This window comes from Pelomonas sp. SE-A7, assembly GCF_030345705.1.
GTDB lineage: Bacteria > Pseudomonadota > Gammaproteobacteria > Burkholderiales > Burkholderiaceae_C > JAUASW01.
The window spans coordinates 205,713-221,162 of the sequence record NZ_JAUASW010000002.1 but is presented as its reverse complement, the minus strand read 5'-3'; the positions used below and the strand labels follow the sequence as shown (position 1 = coordinate 221,162).

Here is a 15,450-nt window from a genome sequence, read left to right as displayed (position 1 = left end):
TTGAAAGTACGACGATGGACACGGTCAATCTGCTTGGTTTCGATCTAGACGGACTGGCCGCGTACTGCGAACAGCTGGGTGAGAAGCGTTTCCGCGCCACCCAGCTTTTTCGTTGGATCCATCAAAAGGGCGCCTCTGACTTTGCTCAGATGAGCGACCTGGCCAAGTCGCTGCGCGACAAGCTGGCCAGCCGCGCGCACATCGCTGCGCTGCAAGTGATTTCCGAACATCAGAGCGCCGACGGCACGGTCAAGTGGCTGTTCGACGTGGGCGCCGGCAATGCCGTCGAGGCGGTGTTCATTCCCGAAGACGACCGCGGCACGCTGTGCGTGTCCAGCCAGGCCGGCTGTGCCGTCGGCTGCCGTTTCTGCTCGACCGGCCATCAGGGCTTCAGTCGCAACCTGGACACGAGCGAGATCGTTGCCCAGCTCTGGTATGCCGAGCACAGCCTGCGCAAGCGCTTCGGCAGCGACGAGCGCGTCATCAGCAACATCGTGATGATGGGCATGGGCGAGCCGCTGCAGAACTACTCGGCGCTGGTGCCGGCACTGCGCATCATGCTGGACGACCATGGCTACGGCCTGTCGCGCCGCCGCGTGACGGTGTCCACCTCGGGCGTGGTGCCCATGATCGAGCGTCTGCGCGAGGATTGTCCCGTGGCCCTGGCCGTGAGCCTGCACGCGCCCAACAACCCGCTGCGCGACCAGCTGGTGCCGCTGAACAAGAAGTACCCAATTGCCGAATTGCTGGCGGCTTGCAACCAGTATCTGGACAAGGCGCCGCGCGACTTCATCACCTTCGAATACTGCATGCTGGACGGCGTCAACGACACGCCGGAAGCCGCCCGCGAACTGGTCGAACTGGTGCGGGGCAAGGTGCCCTGCAAGCTCAACCTGATTCCCTTCAATCCATTCCCCGAGTCGGGCCTGAAGCGCAGCTCAAACGAGCGGGTCAAGGCCTTTGCCGACATCCTGATCAAGGCCGGCCTCATCACCACGATCCGCAAGACCCGCGGCGACGACATCGACGCGGCCTGCGGCCAGCTGGCTGGCGAGGTGAAGGACCGCACCAATGTGCAAGTGCGCATGGTGCGCGCACCGGTGGTGCTCAGACCGGGTAAACCGGGTTCGGCTGCGGGCTGATTGCACCTACCATCCGCGGCTATGAACAAGCACCTCGACAAGCTGATTCGTGCCGCCTGCGCCGTGGCGCTGGTGGGTCTGGTCACGGGATGCGCCGGCACCCAGGGCGGTGGCGCCCAGGCGCCCTCCGGAGGCAGTGGCAATGTGCCTCGCACGGACTTCGACCGAACCGATGCCGACCGCCGTGCCGGCGTGCGCCTGGAGCTGGCCTCGGGCTACTTTGCTGGTGGCCAGTACGGCACGGCGCTGAACGAGGTCAAACAGGTTCTGTCCATCAAGCCTGACATGCCCGAGGCCCTGACCCTGCGCGGTCTGATCTATGCGGCCCTGGGCGAGACCGGCCTGGCCGACGAAAGCTTCAAGCGGTCGCTGGCTCTCGCTCCTCGCGATCCGGACACGCTGCACAACTACGGCTGGTTCCTGTGCCAGCTCAAGCGCTGGGGCGAGGCCTCGTCGCAGTTCGAGCAGGCGCTGGCCCAACCCCAGTACCGCGGCCCGGCCCGGTCGTGGCTGGCCAAGGGTGTCTGCGAGGCCCGTGCCCTGCAGATGGCCGAAGCCGAGCGCAGCCTGGGCAAGGCCTTCGAGCTCGAGCCGGGCAACCCGGCTGTGCAGGTCAACCTGGCCGAAGTGCTGCTGCGCAATGGCCAGGCCGAGCGGGCGCGCTTCTACATCAAGCGCGTCAACGGCAATCCGGAACAGAGCAATGCCCAGAGCCTGTGGCTGGCTCTGAAGATCGAGCGCCGCTTGAACAATTCGAGCGCCGTGACCGAACTGGCCCAGGAACTGCGCAAGCGCTTCCCGCAGTCGCCTGAGACCCTGGCCCTGGACAATGGACGTTTCGATGACTGAAGGGGAGCGCAGCATGGAATCCACGGTGGGCGAGGCGCCGACAACGGCGCCGGCTCCGCGCACGGCAGGCGCCTGGCTGCGCCAGGTGCGACAGGCCCAGGGCATGCACATCGCCGTGCTGGCCGCCACGCTCAAGGTGCCGCAGTCCAAGCTGGAGGCGATAGAGGCTGACCGCTACCAGGACCTGTCCGATCCGACCTTTGTGCGCGCGCTGGCCCAGGCCATGTGCCGGGCCCTGAAGGTTGACGCTGCCACCGTGCTGGAACTGCTGCCTCGTGTACAGGATCCCGGCCTGGAACGGGTGTCGCGCGGCCTGAACCAGCCGTTCCGCGAGCGCGCCACGCGTGACGAGACGCTGAGCCTCGACATCCTCAAGCGGCCCGTGGTCTGGGGTCCGCTGCTGCTGCTGCTGGCTGCTGCCGCGGTCTACCTGATGCCCTCAAGCTGGCTGGAACAGTTCAACCGTCCTGCGGCCACCGAGGTGGCGGCGCCAGACACTACGGCCTCGGCGCCCACGCCGGTGCTGCTGGAGCCGGCTGCCTCGCAGGCTGTCACCCTTCCAGCCCAGGCCGCTTCGGAGGCTGCGATCCGTGCCGACCTGCCGGCCGCTTCGGCTCCAGCGCCTGGGGCCAATGCCTCACCGGCGCCGGTGGCCGGCCAGGTCCCCCTGCGCGTCAAGGCCACGGCCGATACCTGGATCGAGGTGATCGATGCTCAGGGCCAGGTCTTGCTGTCCAAGCTGCTGCGAAGCGGCGAAGTGTCCGAGCTGTCCGTTCAGACGCCGGTCAAGGTCCGCATCGGCAATGTGGCCGGTACGCAGTTGAGCCTGCGGGGCGTCTCTGTCGACCTGGCTGCCCAGTCCAGCAATAACGTGGCTCGACTCGAGCTGAACTGATTCGCCTGTTGTCCGTTTCCTCTGTCTGATTGCGCCAGTCCCGATGAGTGAGATCCGTCCCCTGCAAGAAGCCATTGCCGCCGCACGCGCCGGCCGCCGACTGACGCGCCAGGCGCGGGTCGTCTGGGGATCGCGGGTGGTCACCATAGGCGGCGACGCCCCGGTGCGCGTGCAGTCCATGACCAACACCGACACGGTGGACGCGATTGGCACGGCCATCCAGGTCAAGGAGCTGGCCATCGCCGGCTCCGAGCTGGTGCGCATCACGGTCAACACGCCCGAGGCGGCCGAGGCCGTGCCCTACATCCGCGAACAGCTGGACCGCATGGGCATAGACGTGCCCCTGGTCGGCGACTTCCACTACAACGGCCACCGCCTGCTGACCGAGCATCCGGCCATGGCCCAGGCCCTGTCCAAATACCGCATCAACCCCGGCAACGTGGGCAAGGGCGACAAGAAGGACCGCCAGTTCGCCATGATGGTCGAGGCGGCGATGAAGTACGACAAGGTCGTCCGCATAGGCGTGAACTGGGGCAGCCTGGACCAGGAGCTGCTCGCATCCATGATGGACGAGAACGCCCAGCGGGCCGAGCCCTGGGACGGCCAGCAGGTCATGTACCAGGCGCTGATTCAGTCGGCGCTGAGCTCGGCCGACTATGCGCGCGAGCTGGGCCTGAACCCGGACAACATCATCATCAGCTGCAAGGTCAGCGGCGTGCAGGACCTGATCTCGGTCTACCGCGCGCTGAGCCAGCGCTGCGACTATGCTCTGCACCTGGGCCTGACCGAGGCCGGCATGGGCACCAAGGGCACGGTGGCCTCGGCCGCTGCGCTGTCGGTGCTGCTGCAGGAGGGCATCGGTGACACGATCCGCGTCTCCTTGACGCCCCAGCCCGGCGAGGCCCGTACGCAAGAAGTGGTGGTCGCGCTGGAGATCCTGCAGGCCCTGGGCCTGCGCAACTTCAATCCCAGCGTGACGGCCTGCCCGGGCTGCGGCCGCACCACCAGCACGACCTTCCAGGAGCTGGCCAAGCAGATCGACGACTTCCTGCGCGAGCAGATGCCGGTCTGGCGCAAGAAGTACCCGGGCGTCGAGAACATGAAGGTGGCCGTCATGGGCTGCATCGTGAACGGCCCGGGCGAGAGCAAGCATGCCGACATCGGCATCAGCCTGCCCGGCACCGGCGAGGCGCCGGCTGCCCCGGTCTTCATCGACGGCCAGAAGGCGCTGACGCTGCGCGGCGAGAACATCGCTTCCGAGTTCCACGCGCTGGTCGAGAACTACATCGAGAAGCGCTTCGGCGCCACGGTCTGAATGTCTGAAAAGAAGATCCAGCCCTTGCAAGCAGTCAAGGGCATGAACGACATCCTGCCGCCCGATTCGGCGCGCTGGGAATGGCTGGAAGCGCAGATGCGCAGCGTGCTGCAGCGCTATGGCTATGCCAATGTGCGCACGCCCATCGTCGAGCCGCTGGCGCTGTTTGTGCGCGGCCTGGGCGAGGTCACGGACGTGGTCGAGAAGGAGATGTATGCCTTCGAGGACAAGATGAACGGCGACCACCTGGGCCTGCGCCCCGAGGGCACGGCCGGCGTGGTGCGGGCCATGGTCGAGCACAGTTTCCTGCGCGAAGGCGGCAAGCGGCTCTACTACATGGGCCCGATGTTCCGCCACGAGCGCCCGCAAAAGGGCCGCTACCGCCAGTTCCACCAGATGGGCATCGAGGCCCTGGGTTTCAGCGGCCCCGACGTGGACGCCGAAGTCATCCTGCTGGCGCGCCTGCTCTGGCGCGAGCTGGGCCTGGTCGAAGGCCGCGACGTGGTGCTGGAGCTGAACTGCCTGGGTCAGCCGGACGAGCGCCGCGCGCACCGCGAGGCCCTCATCGCCTACCTGGAGCAACACCAGGATGTGCTGGACGAGGAAGCCAAGCGCCGCATGCACAGCAATCCGCTGCGCGTGCTGGACACCAAGAATCCGGCCATGCAGGCCATGGCCGAGGCCGCGCCCAAGCTGCTGGACTTCCTGGGCGAAGCCTCGCTGGCCCACTTCAACGGCGTGCGCGCCATCCTCGATGCGGCAGGCTTGGCCTACCGCATCAACCCGCGCCTGGTGCGCGGCCTGGACTACTACAACCTGACGGTGTTCGAGTGGGTCACCGAGCGCCTGGGTTCGCAGGGCACGATCTGTGCCGGCGGTCGCTATGACGGCCTGGTGGAGCAATTGGGTGGCAAGCCGGCCCCTGGCGTGGGCTTCGGCCTCGGCATGGAACGCCTGCTCCTGCTGCTCGAGGAAGTCGGTGCCACCATCCCGGCCCAGACGCCGGACGCCTATGCCATCGTGCCTTCGGCCGAAGGCCTGCCCCAGGTGATGGTGACGCTAGAGTCGCTGCGCGCGGCCGGCGTCGCCGTGGTCCTGCATCCCGGCCAAGGCAGCATGAAGTCGCAGTTCAAGAAGGCCGATGCCAGCGGCGCCGCCTTCGCCCTGGTTTTCGGACCCGACGAGCTGGCCCAGGGCCAGGTCGCCATCAAGCCGCTGCGCCAGGAAGGCGCGGCCCAGTACACCCGCGAGCTCGCTCAGGCTGCCCGATGGGCGGCGGAACTGCGCAACGCATAATCGCGGCTCGCTTCAACCAAGCAACAAGACGGTTTTCCCCGGTATCGCACATGGCTTCGCATCTCGACCTAGAAGAACAGGAACAGCTGGAACAGCTGAAGGCTTTCTGGAACAAGTACGGCAACCTGATCACCTGGCTGATCACGCTGTGCCTGCTGGCCTTTGCCGGCTGGCAGGGCTGGAACTGGTGGCAGCGTGACCAGGCCACCAAGGCCACGGCGCTGTACGACGCGCTGGAAACCGCCGGCAAGGCCGGCGAGCTGGACAAGGCCAACCGCGCCTTCGCCGACCTGAAGGACCGCTATCCGCGCACCACCTATGCGGCCCAGGGCGCGCTGCTGGCGGCCAAGATCCAGTTCGACAAGGGCCAGGCCGAAGCGGCCCAGGCCACGCTGAGCTGGGCGGCAGACAATGCCTCCGACTACCGCGAGGTCGCCAAGCTGCGCCTCGCCGGCCTGCAGATCGATGCCAAGCAGTACGACGCCGCAATCAAGACGCTGGATGGCATCATCGCCCCCGACTACGCCGCCTTGGTGGCCGACCGCCGTGGCGACATCGCCCTGCTGCAGAACAAGCCCGACCTGGCCAAGGCCGAGTACACCAAGGCCTATGCCGCCATGGACAAGCAGCTGGACTACCGCCGCCTGATCGAGGCCAAGCTGGCCAGTCTGGGCGCTGCGCCGGCCGACGAGGTGAAGCAATGACGGTTCGCCATGGCACCTTGAGCGCGCTGGCTCTGGCCGCGTTGCTGTCCGGCTGCGCCGTGGTCGACTGGGTGATGCCCAAGAAGGGCCTGCCACAGGAGACCTTCACGGCCACGCTGACCGGCAAGACCGCCTGGTCGACCAAGGTCGATAGCATCAAGTTCCCGCTGAATGTCGTTGTCGTAGGCGACCGCCTGGTCGTGGCCGACAGCGACGGCGTGCTGCAGGCGCTGAACCCGGCCAACGGCCAGTCGATCTGGCGTGGCGACATCAAGGGCAAGCCCTCGGCCGCCGTGGGCAGCGACGGTCGCTTTGCCGCTGCCGTCACCGAAGACAACGAGCTGGTCGTGCTGGATGCCGGCAAGAAGGTCTGGACCAAGGTACTGACCACGCCGGTCAAGACCGCGCCCCTGGTGGCCGGCGAGCGCGTGTTCGTGCTGACCGTGGATCGCCAAGTCATGGCCTTCGACGTGCTCGATGGCCGCAAGCTTTGGGAAATGCGCCGTCCGGGCGAGCCGCTGACGCTGAACCAGTCTGGCGTGGTGTCTTCGTACAAGGACACGCTGGTGGTGGGGCAGGGCCCGCGCCTGGCGGGCGTCGATCCGCTGCGCGGCACCCTGCGCTGGGAAGCGGTCGTCGGCAGCCCGCGCGGCACGAATGAAGTCGAACGCCTGGCCGACTTGGTCGGCCCCCTGGGGCGCAGCGGCGAAATGCTGTGCGCCCGTGCCTTCCAGCTGGCTGTGGGCTGCATCAACGCCGAGCGCGGTGTGCAGGTCTGGAGCCGCAACAACGCCGGCACGGTGGGCGTTTCGGCCGAAGGCGACCTGGTGCTCGGCGCCGACAGCGTCGACCGCATCACGGCCTGGAAGCTGTCCAACGGCGAGTCCGCCTGGTCGGCCGATCAGCTGCAGGGCCGCAAGCTCAGCGCTCCGCTGCTGACCGGCAAGCTGGCCGTGTTTGGCGACAGCGAGGGATTCGTCCACTTCCTGTCGCGCGAGACCGGCAAGACCCAGCTGCGCCTGGCGACCGACGGTTCGGCCGTGGTCGCGGCGCCGCAGGCCGTGGCCGGCCTGATCGTGGTGGTGACCGCCAAGGGCGGCGTGTTCGGCCTCAAGGTCGACTGAGGCCGGCTTCGTCGCGCGCCGCAGGCAGAAGAACAACAACAAGGAAGTACCGCGCATGAAGCCCGTCATCGCCCTGGTCGGACGCCCCAACGTGGGCAAGTCGACCTTGTTCAACCGGATGACCAAGAGCCGCGATGCCATCGTGGCCGACTTCGCCGGCCTGACCCGCGACCGCCACTACGGTGACGGTCGCCTGGGTCAGCAGGAATTCATCGTCGTCGACACCGGGGGCTTCGAACCCGACAGCACGACCGGCATCGTCAAGGAGATGGCCAAGCAGACCCGCCAGGCCGTGGCCGAGGCGGATGCGGTGATCTTCGTCGTCGACGTGCGGACCGGCCTGTCGGGCCAGGACCAGGACATCGCCCGCTACCTGCGCCAGGCCAACAAGCGCATCCTTCTGGCGGTCAACAAGGCCGAAGGCATGGCCGACTCGCCGCTGCTGGCCGAGTTCCATGAGCTGGGCCTGGGCGAGCCGCATCCGATCTCGTCCGCGCATGGCCAGGGCATTCGCAGCCTGCTGGAAGCGGTGCTGGAGCCCTTCATCTCAGACGAGGACGAGGAAGAGCCGGCCGCCGAAGAGCCGGGCGTCATCCGCCTGGCTGTGGCCGGCCGTCCCAATGTCGGCAAGAGCACGCTGATCAATACCTGGCTGGGCGAAGAACGCCTGGTGGCCTTCGACATGCCGGGCACGACGCGCGATGCGATCTCGGTCGACTTCGAGCGCCATGGCCAGAAATTCAAGCTGATCGATACCGCCGGCCTGCGCCGCAAGGGCAAGGTCTTCGAGGCGATCGAGAAGTTCTCGGTCGTGAAGACGCTGCAGGCGATTGCCGATGCCAACGTGGTGCTGCTGCTGGTCGATGCGACGCAGGGCGTGTCCGAGCAGGATGCCCACATCGCCGGCTATGTGCTGGAGAGCGGCCGCGCGGTGGTAGTGGCCGTCAACAAGTGGGATGCCATCGACAGCTACCAGCGCGAGCAGCTCAAGCGCTCGATCGAGCAGCGCCTGGCCTTCCTGAAATTCGCGCCCATCTGCAATATCTCGGCGCTCAAGCGCCAGGGCCTGGGCCCGCTGTGGGACGCGCTGGCCGCTGCCTACTCGTCGGCCTACAAGAAGATGACCACGCCGGTGCTGACGCGCCTGGTGCACGAGGCCGTGGAGCACCAGACGCCCAAGCGCGTGGGCGGCTTCCGACCCAAGATGCGTTACGCACACCAGGGCGGCATGAACCCGCCCATCGTCGTCATCCACGGCAACTCGCTGGAAGGCGTGACCGAGGTCTACAAGCGCTACCTCGAAGGCTGGATCCGCGACCACTACAAGCTGGTCGGCACGCCCCTCAAGATCGAGCTGCGCTCGGGCAAGAATCCCTTCGAGGACAAGGACGCCTAGCACGCCTAGGGTTCTTACCGAGACTCGTAAGCGCCTCCTTGGCGCCCTGTGTTAACGTGGGGTTCTCCCCACTCCCCACATCACGGAGCATATCGTGAGCAACAAAGGCCAACTCCTGCAAGACCCGTTCCTGAACCTGCTGCGCAAGGAGCATGTGCCCGTTTCCATTTACCTGGTCAACGGGATCAAGCTGCAAGGACATATCGAATCTTTCGATCAATACGTGGTCCTGCTGCGTAATACCGTGACCCAGATGGTCTACAAGCACGCGATTTCCACCGTGGTGCCGGGCCGTGCTGTCAATTTCCACGCCAACGACGGCCAGGTCGACGCTTCCGCCTGACCGGCCGGAACCCGATCGCGGGCTGCTGAACCGGCCCGCCCCCCAAGACCTTGAGTTCTTCCGCTTCCCAATCCGCCGCGACGCCGCCCACCGAGGCGGCGCGCGCCATTCTCGTGGGCGTCGATTTCGGCCGCGGCGCGCCCTTTGACGAAACCCTTGACGAGCTGGCCCTGCTGGCCGAGTCGGCCGGCGACAGGCCCGTGGCCCGGGTCGTGGCCCGCCGCAAGGCGCCGGACGCCGCCCTGTTCGTGGGCTCGGGCAAGGCCGACGAGATCAAGCTGCTTGTGCAGGCTCACCAGGCCCATACCGTGCTGTTCGACCAGGCGATCTCGCCGGCCCAGCAGCGCAACCTGGAGCGCCTGCTGGGTGTCCCGGTGGCCGACCGTACGGCGCTGATCCTCGAGATCTTTGCTGCTCGAGCCCAGAGTCACGAGGGCAAGCTGCAGGTCGAACTGGCCCGGCTGCAATACCTGGCGACCCGCCTGGTCCGTCGCTGGAGCCACCTGGAACGCCAGAGCGGCGGAATCGGCATGCGCGGCGGCCCAGGTGAGGCCCAGATCGAGCTGGACCGCCGGATGATCGACGACCGCATCAAGGTCACCAAGGAGCGGCTCAAGAAGGTCCAGCGCCAGCGCGGCACTCAGCGGCGCGCCCGCCAGCGCAATGGCGTGTTCCGCGTCTCGCTGGTCGGCTATACCAATGCCGGCAAGAGCACGTTGTTCAACGCCGTGGTCAAGGCACGTACCTATGCGGCCGACCAGCTGTTTGCCACGCTGGACACGACCACGCGCTCGCTCTATCTCGAGGATGCCGGCACCAGCGTTTCGCTGTCCGACACCGTGGGCTTCATCCGCGACCTGCCGCACAAGCTGGTCGAGGCTTTCCAAGCCACCTTGCAGGAAGCGGCCGATGCCGACCTGCTGCTGCACGTCATCGATGCCGCCAGCCCGGTGCTGGACGAGCAGCGCGAGGAAGTCGAGCGGGTGCTGGCCGAAATCGGCGCTGGCGACATTCCGCAGATCCTGGTCTACAACAAGCAGGACATGCTGGAAGAGAATCAACGGCCGCGTTCGGCCAGCGACTGGGTGGAGCGAGAAGGCGGCGTCCGTACGCCGCGCGTCTTCGTCAGCGCGCTGGACGGCACCGGTCTCGATGTGCTGCGTGCAAGCATTGTCGAGGCGATGCGGGCGCAGAATGCCGGCTTGAATCCACAAGACCTGACCCCAGCTGACTGGGCCGGCACGCCGCTGGAGGCGGCTGTCCAGGCAGCGCCAATCACCGAACCACAGGCAAGAGCATGAACACCTTCGAGCCGAAAGCGTCCCGCCCGGCCTCCGCCGCTCCGCAGGGCCTCTTCGCGCGTCTGGGCGAGACCCTGCGCTGGCAGGCAGGCCGACTGTTAAACAATGGCCGCAACGACGGCCCGCCCGACCTGGACGAGCTCTGGCGCGATTTCAACCGCAAGCTCTCCGGCATGTTCGGGGGCGGCAAGCGGCCGGGCAACGAAGGCAATGGCGGCAGCAACGGCGGTGGCAACAACTTCCAGCCCGACATGAAGAGCGCCGGCATTGGCGCCGGCCTGATCGTCGGCGTGGTGGCGCTGGCCTGGATGGGCAGCGGCTTCTTCATCGTCCAGGAAGGCCAGCAGGCCGTCGTCACCTCGTTCGGCAAGTACAGCAAGACCGTTGGCGCCGGCTTCCAGTGGCGCCTGCCTTACCCGTTCCAAGGCCACGAGACGGTGGCCGTGACCCAGCTGCGATCGGTCGAGATAGGCCGTAGCGGCGTGGTCGCCGCCACCGGGCTGCGCGACTCGTCGATGCTGACGCAGGACGAGAACATCGTCGACATCCGCTTCTCGGTGCAGTACCTGCTGAAGGACGCACGCGATTTCATGTTCGAGAACAGCGGCCCAGAGGCGGCCGTGGTCCAGGCGGCCGAGTCCGCAGTGCGTGAGATCGTCGGCAAGAGCAATATGGACTCGGTGCTGTACGAGCAGCGCGACGCCATTGCCGCCGAGCTGGCCAAGTCGGTCCAGGCCCAGCTCGACCGGCTCAAGGCCGGCATCCTGATCAAGAACGTCAACGTCCAGCAGGTGCAGGCGCCGGAGCAGGTGCAGGCCGCTTTCGACGATGCGCTGAAGGCCACGGCCGACCGCGAACGCATCAAGAACGAGGCCGAGGCACATGCAAACCAGGTGATCCCCCAGGCCCAGGGGCGCGCTGCCCGCCTGCGTCAGGAGGCCGAGGCCTACAAGTCGCGGGTGATTTCCATGGCCGAGGGCGATGCCCAGCGTTTCAAGAGCGTGCTGGCCGAGTACCAGAAGGCGCCCGCCGTGACCCGCGACCGCCTCTATATCGACACCATGCGCGATGTCTACGCGAACGTCAGCAAGGTGATGGTGGACAGCCGCAATGGCTCCAATCTGCTGTACCTGCCGCTGGACAAGCTGCTGCAGCAGGGCAGCACAGTGACCGCTTCGCCGCCGACGCCGGCGGCGGTGCAGCCCGATCCCGTGAGCGTGCCCCTGAGCAGCGACGTGCGCTCGCGCGACGGACTGCGCAGCCGTGACCGCGATGGCCGCTGAGCGAGGACCCAGGACATGAACCGCATCGTCACCATCATCGCCGTCGCCCTGGCCGCCTTCATGCTGGCCAGCTCCACCCTGTTCATCGTCGATCAGCGCCAGTTCGCCGTCGTCTATGCGCTGGGCGAGATCAAGGAAATCATCACCGAGCCCGGCCTCAAGCTGAAGGCGCCACCGCCGTTCCAGAACGTGGTGTTCCTGGATCGCCGCATCCAGACGCTGGACAGCCCCGATTCGCGCCCCATCTTCACCGCCGAGAAGAAAAGCTTGGTGATCGACTGGCTGGTCAAGTGGCGGGTGTCTGAGCCGCGCCAGTTCATCCGCAACAACGGCAGCGACCTGCGCAACATCGAGAACCGGCTGAGTCCCATCGTCCAGGCCGCGCTGAACGAGGAAGTGACCAAGCGCACCGTGCGAGCCATGCTGGCTACCGAGCGCGAGAAGGTCATGACCGACGTGCGCCAGCGCCTGCAGGACGAGGCCAAGCAGTTCGGCATCGAGATCGTCGACGTGCGGGTCAAGCGTGTCGATTTCTCGGCCAGCATCACCGATTCGGTCTACGGCCGCATGAAGGCTGAGCGCCTGCGCGTGGCCAACGAACTGCGCTATACCGGCAACGCCGAGGGCGAGAAGATCAAGGCCGATGCTGACCGCCAGTACGAGGTGCTGGTGGCTGAGGCTTATCGCGATGCGCAGAAGCTCAAGGGTGAGGGCGACGCCAAGGCGTCGGCCATCTACGCCGAGTCGTTCGGACGTGATCCCAACTTTGCCCAGTTCTACCGCAGCCTCGAGGCCTACCGTTCCAGCTTCCGCAGTAAGTCGGACGTGATGGTGGTTGATCCGGGCAGTGACTTCTTCAAGGCCATGCGTGGCAGCGGCAGCGGTGCTGCACCCGCAGCGCCCCGCAAGTAAGCATTCGGACGCATCCGGTCGATGTCGGACCTGTTGCTGGGCGCCCTGGCCTTGGTGCTGGTGATCGAAGGGCTGCTGCCCTTCGTCAGCCCGGCCCTGTGGCGCCAGGTGTTTTCCAAGGTGCTCGCCATGAGCGATGGGCAGATCCGCTTCGTCGGTCTGTCCAGCATGCTGCTGGGCCTGCTGCTCCTGCTGTTGAACTGGTCCTGAGCGCCCCAAATTGCGCAGCCGGCGGCGCGACAGCGCGCTCGGCAGGTCTGCGTGGGCCGGTACAATGCGCTTTTAACCCCCCTCGAAGTCCATGAGCTCTGCTTGGCTGTTGCCCGAGCATATTGCTGACGTCCTGCCTTCCCAGGCGCGCCGCATCGAAGAGTTGCGGCGTGAGCTGCTGGACATGGCCCGCGGCTACGGCTGCGAACTGGTCATGCCCCCGCTGGTCGAGCATCTGGACTCGTTGCTGTCGGGCGCCGGCAGCTCGCTGAACCTCAAGACCTTCAAGCTGGTCGACCAGCTGTCCGGCCGCAGTCTTGGCCTGCGCGCTGACACGACGCCCCAGGTCGCGCGCATCGACGCCCACTTGCTGAACCGGGCCGGCGTTACCCGTCTCTGCTATTGCGGTCCTGTGGTCCATACGCGGCCCGCCGGCCTGCACGCCACGCGCGAGCCGCTGCAATTCGGTGTCGAGATCTACGGCCATGCCGGACTCGAAGCCGACCTCGAGGTCCAGGAACTCGCCATCGACTCGCTACGCCGTGCCGGCCTGGTCGGCATCGCGCTGGACCTGGGTGATGCGCGCATCCTCAAGGGTGTGCTGGCCGATGCCGAGGTTTCGGCGGACTTGCTGGAGCAACTGGGAGCAGCTCTGGCGGCCAAGGATCAGGCCGAGTTGGCTCGGCTGTGTGCGGGCTTGCCGGAATCCGTGGCCCGCGGCCTGCAGGTCTTGCCAGGGCTCTACGGCGGCCTCGAAGTGCTTGAGCAGGCACGCAAGCAGCTGCCTGCTCATCCGCTGATTGCGGCGGCCCTGGCCGACCTGGCTTGGCTAGCCAAGCACTTGGCCAAGACTCATCCCGATCTGCTGCTGGGCTTTGACCTGGCGGATGCCAGCGGCAACGAGTACTACACCGGCGCTCGCTTCGCTCTCTACGCAGAAGGCTGCAGTGATGCTGTGCTGCGCGGCGGCCGCTATGACGAGGTCGGGGCAGTGTTCGGCCGGCGCCGTCCGGCCGTCGGCTTCAGCACCGACCTCAAGGCGCTGGTGAGCCTGGGTCCGGTGAGTGCCCTGCGCGCGGCCATCCGTGCGCCCTGGGGCGAGGATGAGGCGCTGCGCGCAGCCATTCGACGGCTGCGCGAGCAAGGTGAGACCGTGGTGTGCGTGCTGCCTGGGCACGAACACGAAGGCGACGAATTCGACTGCGACCGCGAGCTGGTCGCGGTCGACTCCCATTGGGCGGTGCGGGCACTCTGAGCCCGGCGTCGTCAGCAACGAAGTAGGAACTGAAAGTCATGCAAAGCGAAATCGCGCGTGGTCGCAATGTGGTCGTGGTCGGCACCCAATGGGGTGACGAGGGCAAGGGCAAGGTGGTCGACTGGTTGACCGACCATGCCGAAGGCGTCGTCCGCTTCCAGGGTGGCCACAACGCCGGCCATACGCTGGTGATCAAGGGCGTCAAGACGGCGCTGCAGCTGATCCCCTCGGGCATCATGCGCGACGGTGTGGCCTGCTACATCGGCAACGGCGTGGTGGTCGATCCGACCCATCTGCTGGGCGAGATCGAGCGCCTCGAGAAGGCTGGCATCGAAGTACGCTCGCGCCTGTTCATCAGCGAATCCTGTCCGCTGATCCTGCCCTTCCATGTGGAAGTGGACAAGGCCCGCGAGGCCCTGCGCGAGAGTAGCGGCAGCGGCAAGATCGGCACGACAGGCAAGGGTATTGGCCCGGCCTACGAGGACAAGGTCGCCCGTCGCGCTCTGCGCGTGCAAGACCTGAAGCATCCGGACCGCTTCGCCAAGAAGCTTCGTGAACTGCTGGAGCTGCACAACTTCGCGCTGACCGGCTATCTGAAGGCCGGTGCGCTGGAGTTCCAGCCCATCTTCGACCAAGCCATGAAGATGGCCGAGCTGCTGAAGCCCATGATGGCCGACGTGGGCTACCGGATCCACAATGCCCACAAGGCCGGCGCGAACATCCTATTCGAGGGCGCCCAGGGTACCCTGCTGGACATCGACCACGGCACCTATCCCTACGTGACCTCGAGCAATTGCGTGGCAGGTAACGCTGCTGCCGGTGCCGGTGTCGGCCCGCAGATGCTGCACTACATGCTGGGCATCACGAAGGCCTACACGACGCGTGTCGGGTCCGGCCCGTTTCCGACCGAACTGGACTGGGAGAAGGAAGGCACCGTGGGCTACCACCTGTCGACCGTCGGTCAGGAGAAGGGTACGGTCACCGGTCGCGCACGTCGCTGCGGCTGGCTGGATGCCGCAGCGCTGAAGCGATCCATCATCATTAACGGCATCACCGGTCTATGCATGACCAAGCTGGATGTGCTGGACGGCCTGTCCGAGATCCAGATGTGTGTGGGCTATGAGCTGAATGGCCAGACTATCGACATCCTGCCGCTGGACGGCGACGAGATCGCGGCTTGCAAGCCGATCTACGAGACTTTCCCGGGTTGGACCGAGACGACCTTTGGCGTGACCGCCTGGGATGCGCTGCCACTGAATGCGCGCCGCTACCTGGAGCGTGTCAGCGAGGTGATCGGTGCGCCTATCGCCATGGTCTCGACCGGTCCGGACCGCGATCACACCATCCTGCTGCAACACCCGTACAAGGCCTGAGGCCGAATCGGTCCGGCAGCCCCGACACTAACAATCACCGAATCAGGAGAAG

At 66.4% G+C, this 15,450-nt stretch carries 15 protein-coding genes; all 15 read left to right on the top strand.

What is annotated here, in order from left to right:
- Window positions 1-14: 14 nt before the first annotated feature.
- Window positions 15-1,142 carry a dual-specificity RNA methyltransferase RlmN gene (rlmN, locus tag QT382_RS15055; RefSeq protein WP_289254919.1) on the top strand — a complete coding sequence of 376 codons (1,128 nt, stop codon included), beginning with the start codon at window positions 15-17 and terminating at the stop codon, window positions 1,140-1,142.
- Between the two features lie 21 nt (window positions 1,143-1,163).
- A complete protein-coding gene (pilW, locus tag QT382_RS15050) occupies window positions 1,164-1,991 on the top strand; it encodes a type IV pilus biogenesis/stability protein PilW (protein ID WP_289254918.1) in 828 nt (275 codons plus the stop codon).
- A 13-nt stretch (window positions 1,992-2,004) separates the two neighbouring features.
- Window positions 2,005-2,886, top strand: coding sequence for a helix-turn-helix domain-containing protein (locus QT382_RS15045; RefSeq protein ID WP_289254917.1), 882 nt, complete (start codon window positions 2,005-2,007; stop codon window positions 2,884-2,886).
- 43 nt (window positions 2,887-2,929) lie between these two features.
- Window positions 2,930-4,201, top strand: coding sequence for a flavodoxin-dependent (E)-4-hydroxy-3-methylbut-2-enyl-diphosphate synthase (ispG, locus tag QT382_RS15040; protein ID WP_289254916.1), 1,272 nt, complete (start codon window positions 2,930-2,932; stop codon window positions 4,199-4,201).
- Window positions 4,202-4,216: 15 nt separating this feature from the next.
- Window positions 4,217-5,497 (top strand): histidine--tRNA ligase, encoded by a 1,281-nt coding sequence (gene hisS, locus QT382_RS15035; protein WP_289255465.1) that lies wholly within the window; start codon window positions 4,217-4,219, stop codon window positions 5,495-5,497.
- A gap of 50 nt (window positions 5,498-5,547) precedes the next feature.
- Window positions 5,548-6,201, top strand: a complete 654-nt coding sequence (locus QT382_RS15030; protein ID WP_289254915.1) for a YfgM family protein — start codon at window positions 5,548-5,550, stop codon at window positions 6,199-6,201.
- Complete coding sequence (locus QT382_RS15025; protein WP_289254914.1) at window positions 6,198-7,325, top strand: outer membrane protein assembly factor BamB; 1,128 nt, start codon at window positions 6,198-6,200, stop codon at window positions 7,323-7,325. The genes QT382_RS15030 and QT382_RS15025 overlap by 4 nt, the downstream gene beginning before the upstream one ends.
- Window positions 7,326-7,380: 55 nt before the next feature.
- Window positions 7,381-8,721, top strand: a complete 1,341-nt coding sequence (gene der / locus QT382_RS15020) for a ribosome biogenesis GTPase Der (RefSeq protein WP_289254913.1) — start codon at window positions 7,381-7,383, stop codon at window positions 8,719-8,721.
- A gap of 94 nt (window positions 8,722-8,815) precedes the next feature.
- Complete coding sequence (gene hfq / locus QT382_RS15015) at window positions 8,816-9,064, top strand: RNA chaperone Hfq (protein WP_289254912.1); 249 nt, start codon at window positions 8,816-8,818, stop codon at window positions 9,062-9,064.
- A gap of 50 nt (window positions 9,065-9,114) precedes the next feature.
- Window positions 9,115-10,365: a GTPase HflX gene (gene hflX / locus QT382_RS15010; protein ID WP_289254911.1), complete on the top strand. Its 1,251-nt coding sequence runs from the start codon at window positions 9,115-9,117 to the stop codon at window positions 10,363-10,365.
- Window positions 10,362-11,648, top strand: a complete 1,287-nt coding sequence (hflK, locus tag QT382_RS15005; protein ID WP_289254910.1) for an FtsH protease activity modulator HflK — start codon at window positions 10,362-10,364, stop codon at window positions 11,646-11,648. Before hflX ends, hflK begins: the two co-directional genes overlap by 4 nt.
- Before the next feature lie 15 nt (window positions 11,649-11,663).
- Window positions 11,664-12,560 (top strand): protease modulator HflC, encoded by an 897-nt coding sequence (gene hflC / locus QT382_RS15000; protein ID WP_289254909.1) that lies wholly within the window; start codon window positions 11,664-11,666, stop codon window positions 12,558-12,560.
- Between the two features lie 21 nt (window positions 12,561-12,581).
- The gene (locus QT382_RS14995) at window positions 12,582-12,770 is read left to right on the top strand and encodes a DUF2065 domain-containing protein (RefSeq protein WP_289254908.1); all 189 of its coding nucleotides are present in this window, start codon (window positions 12,582-12,584) and stop codon (window positions 12,768-12,770) included.
- 91 nt (window positions 12,771-12,861) lie between these two features.
- Entirely contained in the window at window positions 12,862-14,025 is a 1,164-nt protein-coding gene (locus QT382_RS14990; protein ID WP_289254907.1) for an ATP phosphoribosyltransferase regulatory subunit, read from the top strand.
- A 38-nt stretch (window positions 14,026-14,063) separates the two neighbouring features.
- Complete coding sequence (locus QT382_RS14985) at window positions 14,064-15,398, top strand: adenylosuccinate synthase (protein ID WP_289254906.1); 1,335 nt, start codon at window positions 14,064-14,066, stop codon at window positions 15,396-15,398.
- Window positions 15,399-15,450 lie beyond the last annotated feature (52 nt).